Origin of the sequence: Paenibacillus sp. alder61, assembly GCF_020179875.1 — a bacterium.
GTDB classification, from domain to species: Bacteria; Bacillota; Bacilli; order Paenibacillales; family Paenibacillaceae; genus Fontibacillus; species Fontibacillus faecis.
On sequence record NZ_JAIUDG010000004.1, the window covers coordinates 133290 to 148973 of the forward strand.

Consider the following 15684-nt stretch of genomic DNA (forward strand, 5'->3'; position numbering starts at 1 on the left):
GAATTTCTCCTTATCTGCGAAAAAGGATTTAAAAACTTCATTTTTAAGGGTATTATCACTTTATTCCTAGTCAGTTCGCAACTTTTGACCTATAATGTTAATGATGCATGACAGGACTTCCAAGTTTTAGGAGGCGTAAGCCGGTGAACGATTCCGACCTACATATTGAACGCTTAAATCTAAACCAAGACCCGGATGCCGCGATGTGGCTGCGCATACTGCTTCATAAGCACCCCGAAGTCTATTATCATTCTTCGCGGGTCGCCATGCTGGCCGAGAAAATCGCGGAGCCTCTTGAACTGAGTGATGAAGAAACGAGACAGCTGGTGAGAGGCTGTTTTTTACACGATATCGGAAAGTCGGTCATTCCCCGGGAGACTTTGACGCAAAGGGAGCCCTTCACCAGCAGCCAGTGGGATTTGATTAAGCAGCATCCGATCGTTGGTGCCAGGATGGCGGAGAGCAATCCGGGATTCTCCAAGGAAATCGTGCAGATCATTCGGCATCACCACGAAAGATGGGATGGCAGAGGATATCCGGACGGATTAAGCGGCGAGGAAATCCCTTTGGGCGCCCGCATCTGCGCGGTGATTGACGCGTTTGATTCCATGACCTCCAATAAGGTGTACCGTCGGAGCATTCAGGTGAGCGAAGCCAGGCTGGAGTTAATCCGATACGCCAATGTTCAGTTTGATCCGGACGTCGTACATGCCATGGTCAAGCTGCCGATCGAGACATTAAGCATATTTTCACTCTGAATCCATTTATACATAATAGCTTAAAGGCCAAACGGACCGGGGAAACCGCGGTCAGTTTGGCCTCTTACGTTGTTCTTCTCTCATTTGCATGCCGATCTCTTTTTTGAGCCTCAGAAAAGCGGTGTCCTCCGTCAGTTCCTCCCGGCGGGGCCGCGGAAAAGGGACCTCGATCCGGTGAATCACCCGGGTCGGTCGGTTGGAGAGCAAATAAATCGTATCCGACATCATCAGCGCCTCCTCGATGCTGTGCGTGATCAGGATAACCGAGCGGCGCCGGGCCTCCCACAAATCCAGCAGCCAGTGCTGCATCTCCGTACGGGTCAGTTCGTCCAGCGAGCTGAAGGGCTCGTCCAGGCACATCACTTCCTGGGGGGCCAGCAGTCCGCGGAGAAAAGCGGCCCGCTGCTGCATACCGCCCGACAGCATGTGGGGATAGGCTTTCTCAAAGCCGCCGAGTCCCGCCTTGACCAGCCATTCCTTGGCTTCGGCGAGAGCTTCCTTGCCTGCGCCGCCCGAAATTTCCCGGGCCAGCAGCACGTTGTCGAGCGTAGTCCGCCAAGGGAAGAGGGCCGGCTTTTGCGGCACATAGCTGATTAAGCCCCGCTGCCCGGTGACTTCGGCTCCGCCCGCTATTACGCTTCCCGCATCGGGTTTCAACAGGCCGCCGATGACATGAAACAGCGTGCTTTTGCCGCAGCCCGACGGACCGATGATCGAAACGAATTCCCCCTTGGCCACGGCGAGGGAGACTCCGTCAAGGACGGGGAGGGTATTCCGCCGCTCGCGAAAAGAGAGGCGAAGCTCCCTGACCTCAAGGGCCGGCGACTGGGCTGGCAGCGGTTGGGTGAGCGGCGATTGGACCGTATGCGTCATTGCTTGACACCTCTTTCTATTTGTCGTCATTAGCCGGTTTATAGCGGACCAGCCATTTTTCCAGCAGAGCGATGATGGCGAACATAGCCAGGCTGACGGCCACGATGATGGCGATGGCCACGAAAATCCGGTCGGTGCGGAAGGAAGCCTTCTGCAGCATCATATAGTAGCCGATGCCTTTCTCGGCGCCGACCCATTCGGCGATGACCGCGCCCATGACGCTATAGGTGGCGGCTATTTTGACGCCGGACAGCATGGAAGGGATCGCATGGGGGATCTCCAGCTTGCGGAAAATCTCGCTCCGGCTAGCCCCCGTCATCCGCATATAGTCGAGCATCACGCGGTCGGTTCGGGTCAATCCGTCCATCGCCGCCACGGCGACCGGGAAGAAGCAGACCAGCGTAATGACGATAATTTTGGGCAGTATGCCGAAACCGAACCAGATCATGAGCAACGGAGCCAGCGCGATGGTAGGCACATTCTGGCTGAGAATGATCAGAGGGTACAGCGATGATTTCAAAAACGGGACATAATGGAGCAAACAGGCCACAAGCAGGCCGAATCCCGTTCCGATCGCAAAACCGAGGATCATGAGTTCCAAGGTGGCCTGTGTATGCTCCCACAGTCCGGACGGGTTGGCGGCGGCTTCCCTTGCGATATCAGACGGGCTTGGGAGAATCCACTTTTCAATGTGAAACAGGGAGGTCGCCGTTTGCCACAGGAATAAAAACAGGATGACCGCCACTAAGGGCGGCCATGCATGGTTCCAGAGCCGGCGGAGCTTCATGGACGGTATTTCTCGGTCAGCTTGTCCATGCTGACGCCCTTCGGATTGAAAGAGATTTTAATCTGGGAAATAACGCCCGTACTCCCGAAATCGACAACGGCTTCATTCATTTGTTTCACGATAGAGAGCAGTTCGTCCAAATCGCCTTCCATGGTCGTTTCGAGCGGGTTGACCTGATATTTGACGCCGGAGGCCTGAATGACTTCGATGGCGCGGTCCACGTACGGAATGACATCTTCTCCGTTCGGGGTTTTGGGAATGATTTGAATGCTGAGCAGTGCGTTTGGCATACGGTTTCATCCTCTCCATGATCCGAATTGGTGGTTATGGGTTTCTTACTGATTATGATTCCGGCAAAAATTCGTTCGTAAACGCTTTGTCCGTGTCGAGCGGTTTTTCCAGCAATCCGCGTTCATGCATCCAGTCGGAGTAATTCTGCCAAACCTCGCGCTTTTGTTCCCCCCAGCGGGCGGCATCCTCCTGGTACTTCGGGCTCAACCATTTTTGGCTGGCCACAACGAGATCTTTGTCCAGGTCCGGAACGGCTTTCAGCAGCATTTCCGCGGATTCCTCCGGATGCTCGATCGCATAGCGGTAACCTTTGGAGGTGGCGCGCATGAAGGCTTTGACCAGCTCGGGATCGTCCGCGATCGTCTTCTCGTTCGTCACGATGACCGGGGTGTAGTAATCCAGTTGTTTCGAATAGTCCTTCACATACTGCATATCCAGCGGTTCGCCGCGCAGTTCGGCTTCAATGCCGGTCCAGGCGTAGAAGATCCAGGCGAAATCGATGTCCCGTTTGACCGCGGTAAAATAATCGGCCTCTCCGATATTGACGAATTTAACTTTGCCGACGTCGGCCCCACTTTGGTCCATAATCGATTTCATGACGGCTTCCTCGACCGGGGAGCCCCAGCCGCCGTAGGTTTTGCCTTCAAAGTCCTTCGGGGTCTTGATCCCCTTGTCGGCAGGCGCGGCAAAGCCCGAGGTGTTATGCTGGATGACAGCGGCGATGGAGACCAGCGGAACGCCCTGAATGCGCCCTTGAGTGACGTTCTCCTGCACGCTCACCCCGAAAGGCACCTCCCCCGACGCGACCATGGCGTCAGCGCCTCCGGCCCCTGGCAGAACGATATCCACGTTCAGCCCTTCTTCTTCGTAGTAGCCTTGTTCTTTGGCTACGTAAAGGCCTGTATGGTTGGTGTTCGGGCTCCAATCGAGCACGATTTTGACATCGCGCGGCTTTTCGGCCGTTTTCGCGCCGGATGCGGCTGAGCCAGTCTCCGCGGTTTTGCCGGCGGACTGCCCGCAAGCCGTTAAAGTGAGCAGCAGGGCGCACAAGGCGAGCAGCGGCCAGGAATTTTGCTTCACAGAAATTCTCTCCTTTGATATGGAATATGAATTTCCGCAGTCACGTTCATGTGAAGTTCCGAATAATCTGATATGGTGGCGTCCCCGTTCTTCTCCTGTCGGCACAAAAAAAGCGCCCCGGATCGGGACGCGTAGGTTCATGGAAAATGACAATAAGCCCATGCTAAAGCTTTCTTCCTACGCTGGCATTACCCAGATCAGGTTTAAGGGTCAGTATCTTGCGGGATACAATCTCAGCCGGCCTTTTCCAGCTCCCCTGAACTATAAACTGCGGATTACAATAGTCATTATAGACGCGGCCCCGGTTTATGTCCAGTTTTGGTAAAGGCTTTCTTTGGGATTTGCATTTTGGTTCGGAGGGGAGTATAATGAGATCAACTGAAGAATTAAGAAGTGATATTCACGTATTGAAAAGAGTGTCAATTTCTAAAATGAACTTTTTTCAATGTGTGAATTTTTTTATGTAAAAAAGGAGCATGTTAATCTTTAAACAGGAGGTAATTCACTATGGAAACTGGAACAGTAAAATGGTTCAACGCAGAAAAAGGCTTCGGCTTTATCGAAGTTGAAGGCGGAAACGATGTTTTCGTTCATTTCAGCGCGATCACAGGCGAAGGCTTCAAAACGCTTGACGAAGGCCAACGTGTACAATTTAACGTTGTTCAAGGCAACCGCGGACCGCAAGCCGAGAACGTCGTAAAACTGTAATGCAGGCATGGGCTGCTCTTAACGCGTGCGTTAAGAGCAGTTTTTATTTTTACCCAAACGGCATATAGTTTAAAGGTTGGGGATCTCGCCAAAGCCAAACTATTATCTTAGGAGGTAACCATGAACTACCGTAAAAAAACGATTGAAGAAATTCCTGAGGAGAACACGCCGGTATGGTCTTGCATGAGTGAGGATTGCAACGGATGGATGAGGGATAACTTTGCGTTTAATTATGTTCCGGTATGTCCGTTGTGCTCCTCGGAAATGGCGAAAGGGATGAAGATGCTCCCGCAGCTGGTTAACACCAATGCCGTCAAAGTGGACCGGTAATTACGCTCCAACCTGATATAGCATGCGATCTAAAAGCCGCCTCCCGTGTATGTTCGGGGGGCGGCTTTTATGTTTTGGGGAGCGGGAGCTGGACGCAGCCTTGACCGGGGCGGAGCACGGCCCGGCGCGTTTGCGCGGACTTGGGGCGGCCAGCCTCCCTTTGGAGGCCGGGCAGGTGAGTGAGGCTGGGCTGGTATATAAGCGGCAGGTGAATAAGGTCAGGCAAGTGAATAAGGCCGGACCTTCCTTGGGCCCGGCCGAAAAAATCTAACGGAAGCCATAGCGGCTATTTCGTCCAAATGGGCCGATTTCAGATTCTAACGGACGCAGTAGCCACTATTTCGGAGAAACCGAGTCATTTCGATGGGAAGTGGGGCAAATAGGCGCTATTATTTCCGTTAGAATTCCGAAAGTGCGGATTATTGCGAAATAGCGCCTATTATGTCCGTTAGATACCGTGACCGTTAGCGCTGCCGAGTGACGTGCGTTCATGCTTGCGGTCGGCCCAAGGCCAAGAACCGGGAGGGTCCGGGAAGATCCGAAAAGGGTCCGGTGGGTGAATAAGGCCGGGCAGGTATATAAGCGGGTAGGTGAATAAGGTCAGGCAGGTGAGTAAGGCCGGACAGGTGAATAGGCAGGGCAGGTGAATTAGCCAGGCAGGTGAATAAGACCGGACCTTCCTTGGGCCCGGCCGAAAAAATCTAACGGAAGCCATAGCGGCTATTTCGTCCAAATGGGCCGATTTCAGATTCTAACGGACGCAGTAGCCGCTATTTCGGAAAAAGTGAGTCATTTCGGTGGGAAGTAGGGCAAATAGGCGCTATTATTTCCGTTAGAATTCCGAAAGTGCGGATTATTGCGAAATAGCGCCTATTATGTCCGTTAGAGACTGTGACCGTTAGCGCTGCCGAGTGACGTGCGTTCATGCTTGCGGTCGGCCCTAGGCCAAGAACCGGGAGGGTCCGGGAAGATCCGAAAAGGGTCCGGTCGGGTAGGTGAATTAGGCCAGGCAGGTGAGTGAGGCCGGACAGGTGAATAAGCGGGTAGGTGAATAAGGTCAGGCAGGTGAGTAAGGCCGGACAGGTGAATAGGCAGGGCAGGTGAATTAGCCAGGTAGGTGAATAAGGCCGGACCCTCTTGGGCCCGGCCGAAAAAATCTAACGGAAGCCATAGCGGCTATTTCGTCCAAATGGGCCGATTTCAGATTCTAACGGACGCAGTAGCCGCTATTTCGGAGAAACCGAGTCATTTCGGTGGGAAGTGGGGGAAATAGGCGCTATTATTTCCGTTAGAATTCCGAAAGTGCGGATTATTGCGAAATAGCGTCTATTATGTCCGTTAGAGACCGTGACCGTTAGCGCCGCCGAGTGACGTGCGTTCATGCTTGCGGTCGGCCCAAGGCCAAGAACCGGGAGGGTCCGGGAAGATCCGAAAAGGGTCCGGTCGGGTAGGTGAATAAGGTCAGGCAGGTGAGTGAGGCCGGACAGGTGAATAAGCGGGCAGGTGAGTTAGGCCAGGTAGGTGAATAAGGCCGGACAGGTGAATAGGCAGGGCAGGTGAATAGGCAAGGCAGGTAAATAAGTCGGCTAGGTGAATAAGGCCGGGCAGGTGACGTGCGTTCATGCTTCGCGGCCGGCCGGGGAAGCGCGCGCCCGCCCAATCCAGCACGCTAAGCCCCGCTTCGCCCCTTCCAGTACAGGATCGCGAGCTGCGTGCGATCCCGGACTTCGAGCTTGCCGAGAATGTCGGTCACATAATTTTTGACCGTTCCCTCGCTCAGAAACAGCTGGCCGGCGATCTCCTTGTTGGACAAACCGTCGGCGATCAGGCGGAGCACGTTGTGCTCGGTCGCCGTCAATCCGGCGCGTTGGAGCCAGTCGTCGGCGGGAGGGGCGGGAGTAGGGCGCAGCAGACCGGTCAGCTTCCGCGCAATATCCGGGTGAATCAACATGTTCCCGCCGTGAACGGTTTTGATGCCCTGAATGATCCGGTCGGGCGGAATGTTTTTGAGCAAATAGCCGCTCGCCCCGTTGCGAAGCGCCTCCAGGATGAATTCATCGTCATCGAAAGTCGTCAGCATAAGTACCGCGACGTCCGGAAAGAGCGCCTTGATTCTTTTTGTTCCTTCTACTCCATTGCATTCCGGCATGCGGATATCCATAAGTACCACATCCGGCACCGTTCCGCCGGTCTGCAACCGCTCGGCGGCTTCGGCTCCGTTCCCGGCCGAACCGATCACCTCGATGTCCGGATCCATGCCGATGAGTAGGGTTAAGCTCTCCCGGATAAAGGGATCGTCATCCACAATAAATAAAGTTAAATTTGGCATATCGGGTCCTCCCCTTTTGATGTCTTTTCTCTGATGATCCTCATCTATGTACCGCACCTGTATCTTGCTCTGTAACTTAAATGATCCCCGAGCGCTGCGTCACCGGTAGTTTTGTAATTACCGTAAACATCGGTTCAAGCACGACATCAAGGCTTCCGCCGGCCAAGGCGCAGCGCTCTTTCATCCCCTGCATGCCCATGCCGCCGGTTTGCGATGGTGGCACCTGGCCGGGAAGGGCGCCGTCGTTGCTTACGGCCATGGTGATTTCCCGGGCATCGTAGGCGATCACAATGTCGACCGTTTCGGGCCGACCGTGTTTCAGCGCATTGGTAATGGCCTCCCGGGCATTTTTGTACAGAATCAGCTCCTGGCTGGGATACAGGGAACAGGGATCGCCTTCAAGCGTCAGCCGGGTGCGGACCCCGGTCTCCCTGCCGACCTCCTCCAGCATTTGCCGCAAAGAAAGGATGCCTGCCGCTTCGCCGGCCGGTCTGATCCGACGAACGGCCGCCCGCATTTCATCGAGTCCGGAGGACAGCTGGTCACGGATTTGCAGCAGCAGGCCCATGCCTTTGTCCGGATCGCCGGGAATGACCTGCAGGGCGGCTTCCATCATCATTTTGGCCCGGATCAGACGGTGGCCGACCTCGTCATGCAGCTCCCGGGAAATCCGGTTGCGTTCCTCGGCCTGTGCGGCGCCTTCGACCTGTTTGGTGAAGACCAGCAGGCGGTTTCTCGCTTCGTCCAGTTCATAGTGTTTTTTACGCAAGGCATCGAATTGATGATCCGCATGCATTCTGGTCAAGGCGGACTCCCGCAGGAGGGACAGAAGGACGGCGAAGGCAAGCATCATCAAATTGCCCGTGACGATCCATTCCAAGGGTTGGTCCCGCACGGCGTAGTTGAAGGCCAGCAGGTGAAAGCCGGCCAGCGTAAATCGCAGCCCTGGACGCGGGAGTTGGAAGTACAGCAGCACCGGACTCGCGGCGACAATGTTGATCATACCGCCATAGACATGGGCGAGCCATGACGCGTACAAGATTAATACGGCGGAGAACCCCGTCAGCGGTGCTTCCCTGGAGACGAACCGGGATGCCGCAAAAAGGTTAAGCAAGATCAGAACCTGCAACAGGTACCTACTGTAGCCCTCCTTATCGGGCAGTACATAAATATGAAAGAAGCATGGAATCAAGGTAAAGCCGAGGATGAAGATGAACAGGGTTTTTTTGGGCATATCATTCCAGTCCTTATATTCGGGATTCCTTCGGATTTCGCTGGCTCAATTATAGCACGAACCTGCTTGGGGGATAGGCGGGCCGGTGCGAATTTGGATAGGAGGTGACTTTTGTCACCCTCAGGTCATGACGATCCGTACCTTCACCGGGAAGACGGGGCTGATACAATTAAAGTCAAGAAAAGGCAACGACACAGGAAGGTAGGGAGACGCATGGCATTGGTTGAAGTGAAGGACGCGATAAAGCGTTATGGAGATAAGGTGTCCGTTGATCACCTAAGCTTAACGATTGAAGAGGGGGAAATTTTCGGGCTTCTCGGTCCCAACGGCGCGGGAAAAAGCACGACGATCAATATGATGGTCGGTTTGCTGCGGATGGACCAGGGAGATATCCGTATCGACGGCCTTTCGGTCAAGGAAAGACCGCTTGAGGTCAAACGGAGAATCGGGCTGGTGCCGCAGGATCTGGCGCTTTACGAGTCGATGCCCGCCGCCGACAATGTGGCTTTCTTCGGCAGATTGTACGGGCTGCGCGGGCGGGAATTAAAAGCGCGGGTAGCGGAGGCGCTGGCCTTCGTCGGTCTGGAGGACCGGGCCAAGGAACTGCCGAAGACTTTTTCCGGCGGTATGAAGCGGCGGCTAAACATCGCATGCGCGATTATGCATCACCCCAAACTGATTATCATGGATGAGCCGACGGTAGGGATCGACCCGCAGTCGCGTAATCATATTTTGGAATCGGTCAGAGAGTTGAACCGGATGGGCTCCACCGTCATTTACACGAGTCATTACATGGAGGAAGTCTCGGCGATATGCGACCGGGTAGCCATTGTGGATCAGGGGCATGTCATTGCTTGCGGAACGCAGGAGGAGCTGCGTGAACGGGTTTCCGGCGAGGAAAAGATCAAGATGAGAGCGACGGGAATCCGGGAAGAGGTTCTTGTGGAGCTGCGGATGCATCCCACAATCACACGAGTGCTTCATCAGGAGCAGGACCTTGAGCTGTACACTCCTTCTTCGCAGAATGATCTCCAGGATATTTTGTACATCTGTGCCAAGCATGACGCCGTGATTCATTCCGTGGTTTGCGAACAACCGACGCTGGAAACGCTGTTCCTGAACCTGACCGGGCGCAAGCTGCGGGACTAGGGGGGATTAGCATGAGATTAACGACGATCATCGCGTTTGAAGTTCGAAAACTGATTCGCGCAAGGGTTGTGCTGTTCAACTTGTTTCTTCTTCCCTTGCTGCTGATCTTCATCTTGGGAAACGCCCTGTCGCCGATGTTCAATTCGGGCGGGGATCAGACTCTGGAGCAAGTCAGCGTCCATCTGGTGAGATCCACGGCGGAAGGGGGGCCTGATCTGGGGCTGGAAGCCTTTCTGAGCAATCCCGAAATCAAGGAGACGCTGCGTGTCGACCCAGCGGCGAACCGAGCCGAGGCGGAGGCGTCGCTTCGTTCGGGCAAAAGCGATTTTGCCGTTGTGATTCCGGAGGATTTCGAAGCAAGGGTAACCCGGGGGGAAACTGCCGAATGGGAGTATATTTTGGGCAAGGATCAGACCAAAAATCACGTGGCGGAAATGATTTTCGACGCCTATCTGGATGAAGTGAACCGGATGCAGGCCTCAGCGATCGTACTCGGACCGCATGCCGTTACCGCGGCGATGAAACAGGTCCAGCAGGCGGAGAACTCCGGGTTTGTGGAGATGGCGCCGCTCAGTGAACACGGGGCATCCTATTCCGCTTTTCAATACTACGCCGTCTCGATGCTGATCATGTTTCTTCTCTACTCCGGGCTCATGGTCAACGAGAGCCTGCGGAGCGAAATCGACAACCGGACTTTGTACCGTTTGGGGTCCATGCCGATCGGCGGGCTGTCGATTTTCGCGGGGAAAATCATAGGGAACGGGCTGGTCACATCGCTGCAGGCGGCCGTGATTATATTCGGCACCTCCTGGCTCTACGGTGTGGAATGGGGAAATCATCCGTTCTATCTGGCGGCGATTTGCGGATTGGTTATTCTCTGCTCCATGATGATCGCCGTGATCGCTTCCCTTTGGTGCAAGTCGGGGGCGACCGCCGGAACGCTGGTCCAAATCGTCGCGGTGATCATGACCTTTTTAAGCGGAGGTTTTCAGCCGATTCCGGTGGATCTGATTCAGCGGCTCGGAGACTTTACGATCAACCATTGGGCGATGCAGGGGTTGCTCCGCATCATGCTGGGGGCCGACCCGGCGTTGATAGGCCATCATATTCTGATGCTCGGCATATTCGGCGGCGTCCTGATGCTGATCGGCATAATTACGTACCGGAAGGTGGGCTACCATGAATAGTTTGACCATAGCCTGGAATATGATCAGGCAGACCGTCGGGACCAAAAAGGGAATTATCATGCATATCCTTCTGCCCTGCATCGTGATTTCCCTGGCCGTTTCCTTGTTCGGACAAGAGCGGACCTTCGGCGTTCAAATTGTGTATGTCAATGAAGACAACGGTAAGGCCGGCGCCTATTTGCTGGAGGAGCTGGCCGCGAAACCGGATTATTCGCTGAAGGAAGCGGAGAGCGAAGAAGCATTGCGGGAAGAGGTTACCGAGAATCGGGCGGCGGCCGGCTTTATTATCCCCTCCGGCTTTACGGACTCCCTTTTGGCCGGGCAAAAACCGAAGCTGTCCATGTTTGAATTAAAGGTGAGCGAGGGCACGTACACGCTTAAGCTGACTTTGGAAGAGCTGGTGCGGGGAGCGGCGTCCACAGCAGGACTGGTGTCATCGGCACAGGCTCAAGACATTCGGGAAGCTTTAGGCGCGGTTCTGAACCAGACGAAGAAACACGCCGTCAGCCCCTCCAAGACCGACCTTCAGCTGTATCCGAAGCCGGGGTTGAATGTAGTGACCGGCTTTACCCTGATGTTTCTGATGAATCTGGTAGGGAGCACCGTCAGCAAAATCTTGGAGGAACGCCGTCGCCGGACCATGGCCAGGATGTTCAGCGCGCCGGTTAGAGCCTGGGAAATTACGCTGGGCCATTTTCTGGGCAGCTTTACCGTCGGGATTTCCCAAATTGCCCTTGTGCTGATCTTCAGCGGTTATGTATTGAAATACGACTATGATGTACCGCCGCTGCTTCATTTTATTGTGCTGGCCGCCTTTATGCTCGTAGCGATGGGCATCGCCAGCGCGGTGGCGGGGATCATGCGGAATCCGCAAAATGTCGGGATGCTGAACAGTCTGATCATCACGCCGACCTGCATGCTCGGGGGCTGCTTTTGGCCGATCACCTATATGCCCGATTTCATGCAAAAGGCCGCGAACTTCGTGCCGCAAAAATGGGCGATTGAAGCTATCGAGAAACTGTCGGTGGGAGGGGGGCTTCACACCATTACCTTACCGCTCCTGATTTTGGGTTTGATGGCTTTAATCCTGCTGGCCATCGGCTCTTCGGTTCTTCGGCCCGCCGAGACGAATGCCGCCGGTTAATCCGCCGCTTACGCAAGGCTGTTCGCGCGTTGTAATTTCGCGCGGACAGCCTGTTTTTGGGTTTTACCGCTCCAATTGCGGCGATTTAAAGAAAAAAGATTGCAAGTGTTCACAAAATCTACTATCTTGGAACTATTATAGACAACAAAGAACTTGCATCCAAGAGGAGGGAGTCTTCCCATGCATAGCGATTTTAAAGTGGGATCCCAAATCACGGACATTCCCTCTAACCGGAACCAACGGAGGCTCGCGGTGCTGCTGGCCTTGTTTATTTCCGCGCTGTCTGTGGCAGCGCTTCCGTTCGGTGCGAAGACCCTTCCCTCTTTCGAGCCTTTTTTGCTGATCCTGATCTCCTGGTTTATCTTTGGGGATTTGCTGACCGCCTTTATTCTATTCAGTCAATTTCGGGCCTCCGGCGTACCGTCCCTTCTCGTTATTTCATGCACCTATCTATATATCGGAATCATTACCGCACTACATATTCTGACCTTTCCCGGCGTGTTTTCCGAGGAGGGGATGCTTGGCGCGAATAACCAATCGGCCGGGTGGCTCTGGATATTTTGGCATGGGGGCTTTCCGGCCGGAATTTTGATATATTTATATGTAGGGATTCGATATCCTCAGCCGCTGGAGTCGAAAAAGGACATTTCCTTTTATACGGCGATAGGGCTGTTTTTGACGTTTCTGTCGGCCTTCCTATCGTTCGAATTCGCCACCGATGGGGCCGATCATATGCCGCAAATTATCGATGTCGGGAGTTACAGAAGTATTTTGGACTTAGGGATCGGTCCCGTATTAGGAGGGCTGAATCTGCTGGTTATGGTGCTGGTGCTTCTGCGTTTTCGAACGAGAAGCGTACTGCATCTCTGGATTGCCATAGCCTTGCTGGCGTTGTTCCTCGATACGCTCCTCACCGTATTTGCCGGAACCCGTTACTCCTTGGGGTGGTACCTGGCCCGGGTCAATTCGGTAATTTCGGCGACGGTTGTGCTTTGCTCGGCTGTAAGCGAGGTCAATCGGTTGTTCATTCGCCTTTCCGATCAGCATAAACAGCTGCTTGAGTCGGGGAGAAAGCTGGAAAAGGCGAATGAGGAACTGCTCCGGCTGTCGAGTCTTGACGGTTTAACGGAGATTCCCAACCGGCGGAGACTGGACGAAATCATTTCATGGGAGCTGGTGTTTCCCGAAGAGCGGCAGACCCCGCTTTCACTGCTCATTCTTGATGTGGACTGCTTCAAGGCTTATAACGATCATTACGGACATTTGGGCGGGGATCACGTGCTCAAGAAGATCGCCCGGACGATTTCGGCGGAGGTAAAACCTAATTTCGGGTTTGCCGCGAGGTACGGCGGCGAGGAATTTGCGGTGCTGCTGTCCGGCCTCGATGTCCAGGGGACATTTGCCGTGGCGGAGCGGATCAGGACGGCTGTGGAACGACTGGAGATCATGCATGCCGGATCCGCTTCCGGCGGGAAGGTGACCATCAGTATCGGCGGCCACTGTCTTGCCCCGTTTCAAGGCGTCGATCAGGACGAACTGATTTATTTAGCCGACCAGTGCCTCTATGAAGCGAAGGACGCAGGGCGCAACTGCTGCATCATCAAAGGGTGGTCCCGGGAAAGCGGCGGCATGCGAAGCGTGGGAAGCTAAGTTTGCCGGGGAACGCCGGTGATTTCCCGATATTTCTTCAGCATGAACCAACGCCAACGCAGAATCATTCCGTAAGCGAGAATGAAGAAGACGGAGCCGGTCTGCAGGACCGAGATATACTGCTCGACCACTTCGTGCAGGGCGAGCCGCAGCACCAGCAGGCCGATAAGGATATACGCGAACCCCGGGGAGCGCTGGGCATAAACCTCGCCGTCGATAACTTCGAACCGGGTCGTCCGGTTCAGCGGATAAGAGAACACAAACCATCCCACGGCGAAGGCGATAATCGCCCATGAAAGAGGGATACGCATCTCCGGGGCGACGAACATGGCGAACCCCGTGGTCATGCCGAGCGGCGGGATAATGATCTTTTTGACGGTTACGGGTTTTCGGCTGGCTTTTAGGCGAATGATCAGGACGGAGACCGCCATAAGGACGGCGCCGAACGTTACGACCAGATGCATATAAGCAGGGCTGAGAAGGTTCATCATATGAAATTCCTTTCCGTTCTAGTTAAGCTAGAACATTATACCATACTCCCGCCGTGCAACAAATCCGCAGCCCCTTACTCACCAGTCGTGTTTCAAATTTGCCTAAGGAGGGGGAAAAAGAATGAACAGCGAATTTACCATCGCCGTCCACTGCCTTCTGTTTCTTTACACCAAGGAAGACAAGATGGCCAACAGCGAACAGATTGCCTGCAGTGTATCCACCCATCCCGCAAGGGTTCGGAAAGTGTTGAGCTTGCTGCGCAAGCAAGGCCTCGTAGCTACCAAAGAGGGGGCTCGCGGCGGCTACCAGCTGAACAGGGCGCTGGAGGAGATTACGCTTGGCGATTTATACCGGCTGTTTGCGCGCGGTTCGCTGCAGCCCGGCTGGTGTTCGGGCAATGAGCAGTCGCCTTGCCGGATATCTTCCAACATTCATTCCGCAATGGAGCTTATTTTTAACCGCGGCGAAGATCGGTTGGAAGCCTATTTTAACGAGATCCCGTTATCCGAGGTGCATCGGCTTTTGAACCGGTGTGGCGCGGAGGACGTCGGCGATGGAATCGAGAGAGGAGCGAATGGGGAACATGGATGTTATGAGCTCAAAGAAAGTTAAGCTGCTTTTTTACGTGGGGTCTTACGCCGCGGAATCCGAGCCGGGAATTCATCTTATCGAATTGAACGCGGAGACGGAAGAGCTGCGCTTGCTTGAGGGGGCCTCGACCTCGGGGATTCAAAATCCGTCCTTTCTCGTATTGAATCCGGAAGGGACGCGGCTGTACGCGGTAAGCGAGCAGGCGCAAGGAGCCGTGGTCAGCTATGCCGTCCGGCCGGACGGCGGACTGGAACGTTTGAGTTCCGTCCCGACGCAGGGAGCGGACCCGTGCCACCTGTCTTTGACGGCGGACGGCGGGCTGCTGGCGGCCAACTATTCCAGCGGGCATGTGAACCGTTTCGCGCTGGATGAACATGGGGCCGCGGGAGAGTTGACCGCGCTCGTGCAGCATGTGGGCCAGGGATTCCGTCAGGACCGGCAGGAAGCGGCGCATGCGCATAGCGCGGTCCCCAGCGCGGCAGGCGACTATGTTTATGTTTCCGATCTCGGCCTCGATCAGGTGGTGTACTACCGCGTGGAAAACGGAAAGCTGTCCACCGAAGGGGAGATCAAGCTGCCGCCGGGTTCCGGACCGCGCCACTTTGCGTTCCATCCGAACGGAGTACACGCGTACGGCATTAATGAATTGAACAATACGCTCACGGTGTATGCGTATAATCCGGTCCAGGGGCACCTGCAAATTTTGCAGCATGTCTCCACGATTCCCGAAGGGTATGGCGGTGAGAATTATCCCGCCGATGTGCACCTCTCCCCGGACGGCCGCTATTTGTACGGCTCCAACCGCGGCCATGACAGCATCGTCAAATTTGCGGTTCATCCGGGCTCGGGGATGCTGGAGGCGCCGGAATGGACGGGGACCGGGGGCAAGTGGCCGCGTAATTTTGCCGTTCTGGAAAACTATGCGCTGGTGGCTAATCAACACTCGGACAACGTGGTCCTGTTTCGCAGAAATCCCGATACCGGTAGCCTTGAGGCGGCGGGACGGGAATTGGAAATCAAGCAGCCGTCTTGCATCGAGCCGGTTCGCTCGTAAGGGGCGGTACCGCGGGAAAGAATCGGC

Annotated in this window: 16 protein-coding genes and 1 riboswitch; of the genes, 9 read left to right on the plus strand and 7 right to left on the minus strand. The window is 54.8% G+C overall.

Annotation, left to right across the window (positions count from 1 at the left end; translation table 11 throughout):
* Positions 1-143: 143 nt before the first annotated feature.
* Entirely contained in the window at positions 144-758 is a 615-nt protein-coding gene (locus LBW89_RS05515) for an HD-GYP domain-containing protein (protein ID WP_225038718.1), read from the plus strand.
* Between the two features lie 51 nt (positions 759-809).
* Here LBW89_RS05515 and LBW89_RS05520 read toward each other — a convergent pair whose 3' ends face one another.
* The 4 genes from LBW89_RS05520 to LBW89_RS05535 are packed head-to-tail and all read right to left on the minus strand — an operon-like array spanning position 810 to position 3789.
* Positions 810-1631, minus strand: a complete 822-nt coding sequence (locus tag LBW89_RS05520; protein WP_225038719.1) for an ABC transporter ATP-binding protein — start codon at positions 1629-1631, stop codon at positions 810-812.
* A gap of 16 nt (positions 1632-1647) precedes the next feature.
* Positions 1648-2418 carry an ABC transporter permease gene (locus tag LBW89_RS05525; protein WP_225038720.1) on the minus strand — a complete coding sequence of 257 codons (771 nt, stop codon included), beginning with the start codon at positions 2416-2418 and terminating at the stop codon, positions 1648-1650.
* A complete protein-coding gene (locus LBW89_RS05530; RefSeq protein WP_148455474.1) occupies positions 2415-2708 on the minus strand; it encodes an MTH1187 family thiamine-binding protein in 294 nt (97 codons plus the stop codon). Before LBW89_RS05530 ends, LBW89_RS05525 begins: the two co-directional genes overlap by 4 nt.
* 52 nt (positions 2709-2760) lie before the next feature.
* Positions 2761-3789 (minus strand): ABC transporter substrate-binding protein, encoded by a 1029-nt coding sequence (locus tag LBW89_RS05535; protein ID WP_225038721.1) that lies wholly within the window; start codon positions 3787-3789, stop codon positions 2761-2763.
* Positions 3790-3946: 157 nt separating this feature from the next.
* Positions 3947-4057, minus strand: a riboswitch (TPP riboswitch).
* 239 nt (positions 4058-4296) lie between these two features.
* On the opposite strand from LBW89_RS05535, the gene LBW89_RS05540 reads away from it, so the two are divergent.
* Together LBW89_RS05540 and LBW89_RS05545 are read left to right on the plus strand one after the other, a co-directional pair.
* Positions 4297-4497 (plus strand): cold-shock protein, encoded by a 201-nt coding sequence (locus LBW89_RS05540; protein WP_009223993.1) that lies wholly within the window; start codon positions 4297-4299, stop codon positions 4495-4497.
* Positions 4498-4617: 120 nt separating this feature from the next.
* Complete coding sequence (locus LBW89_RS05545; RefSeq protein WP_148455476.1) at positions 4618-4827, plus strand: cold-shock protein; 210 nt, start codon at positions 4618-4620, stop codon at positions 4825-4827.
* Between the two features lie 1669 nt (positions 4828-6496).
* Here the strand turns inward: LBW89_RS05545 and LBW89_RS05550 are convergent.
* Together LBW89_RS05550 and LBW89_RS05555 are read right to left on the minus strand one after the other, a co-directional pair.
* On the minus strand, positions 6497-7156 hold the full coding sequence (locus tag LBW89_RS05550) for a response regulator (RefSeq protein WP_213508002.1): 660 nt from the start codon (positions 7154-7156) through the stop codon (positions 6497-6499).
* Between the two features lie 76 nt (positions 7157-7232).
* A complete protein-coding gene (locus tag LBW89_RS05555) occupies positions 7233-8390 on the minus strand; it encodes a sensor histidine kinase (protein WP_225038722.1) in 1158 nt (385 codons plus the stop codon).
* Positions 8391-8603: 213 nt separating this feature from the next.
* On the opposite strand from LBW89_RS05555, the gene LBW89_RS05560 reads away from it, so the two are divergent.
* The 4 genes from LBW89_RS05560 (at position 8604) to LBW89_RS05575 (ending at position 13520) form a co-directional block, all read left to right on the plus strand.
* Positions 8604-9539, plus strand: coding sequence for an ABC transporter ATP-binding protein (locus tag LBW89_RS05560; protein WP_225038723.1), 936 nt, complete (start codon positions 8604-8606; stop codon positions 9537-9539).
* Between the two features lie 11 nt (positions 9540-9550).
* Complete coding sequence (locus LBW89_RS05565; protein WP_225038724.1) at positions 9551-10726, plus strand: ABC transporter permease; 1176 nt, start codon at positions 9551-9553, stop codon at positions 10724-10726.
* Complete coding sequence (locus LBW89_RS05570; protein WP_225038725.1) at positions 10719-11870, plus strand: ABC transporter permease; 1152 nt, start codon at positions 10719-10721, stop codon at positions 11868-11870. The genes LBW89_RS05565 and LBW89_RS05570 overlap by 8 nt, the downstream gene beginning before the upstream one ends.
* Positions 11871-12050: 180 nt before the next feature.
* Complete coding sequence (locus LBW89_RS05575; RefSeq protein ID WP_225038726.1) at positions 12051-13520, plus strand: GGDEF domain-containing protein; 1470 nt, start codon at positions 12051-12053, stop codon at positions 13518-13520.
* On the opposite strand, the gene LBW89_RS05580 is transcribed toward LBW89_RS05575, so the two are convergent.
* Positions 13517-14008, minus strand: coding sequence for a CcdC family protein (locus tag LBW89_RS05580; protein WP_211373342.1), 492 nt, complete (start codon positions 14006-14008; stop codon positions 13517-13519). The two genes, LBW89_RS05575 and LBW89_RS05580, sit on opposite strands and share 4 nt — an antisense overlap.
* A 124-nt stretch (positions 14009-14132) precedes the next feature.
* Here LBW89_RS05580 and LBW89_RS05585 point away from each other — a divergent pair, with 124 nt between their 5' ends.
* Together LBW89_RS05585 and LBW89_RS05590 are read left to right on the plus strand one after the other, a co-directional pair.
* Positions 14133-14624, plus strand: a complete 492-nt coding sequence (locus tag LBW89_RS05585) for an Rrf2 family transcriptional regulator (RefSeq protein ID WP_213508008.1) — start codon at positions 14133-14135, stop codon at positions 14622-14624.
* On the plus strand, positions 14605-15657 hold the full coding sequence (locus LBW89_RS05590) for a lactonase family protein (protein ID WP_225038727.1): 1053 nt from the start codon (positions 14605-14607) through the stop codon (positions 15655-15657). Before LBW89_RS05585 ends, LBW89_RS05590 begins: the two co-directional genes overlap by 20 nt.
* The last annotated feature ends 27 nt before the right edge of the window (positions 15658-15684 follow it).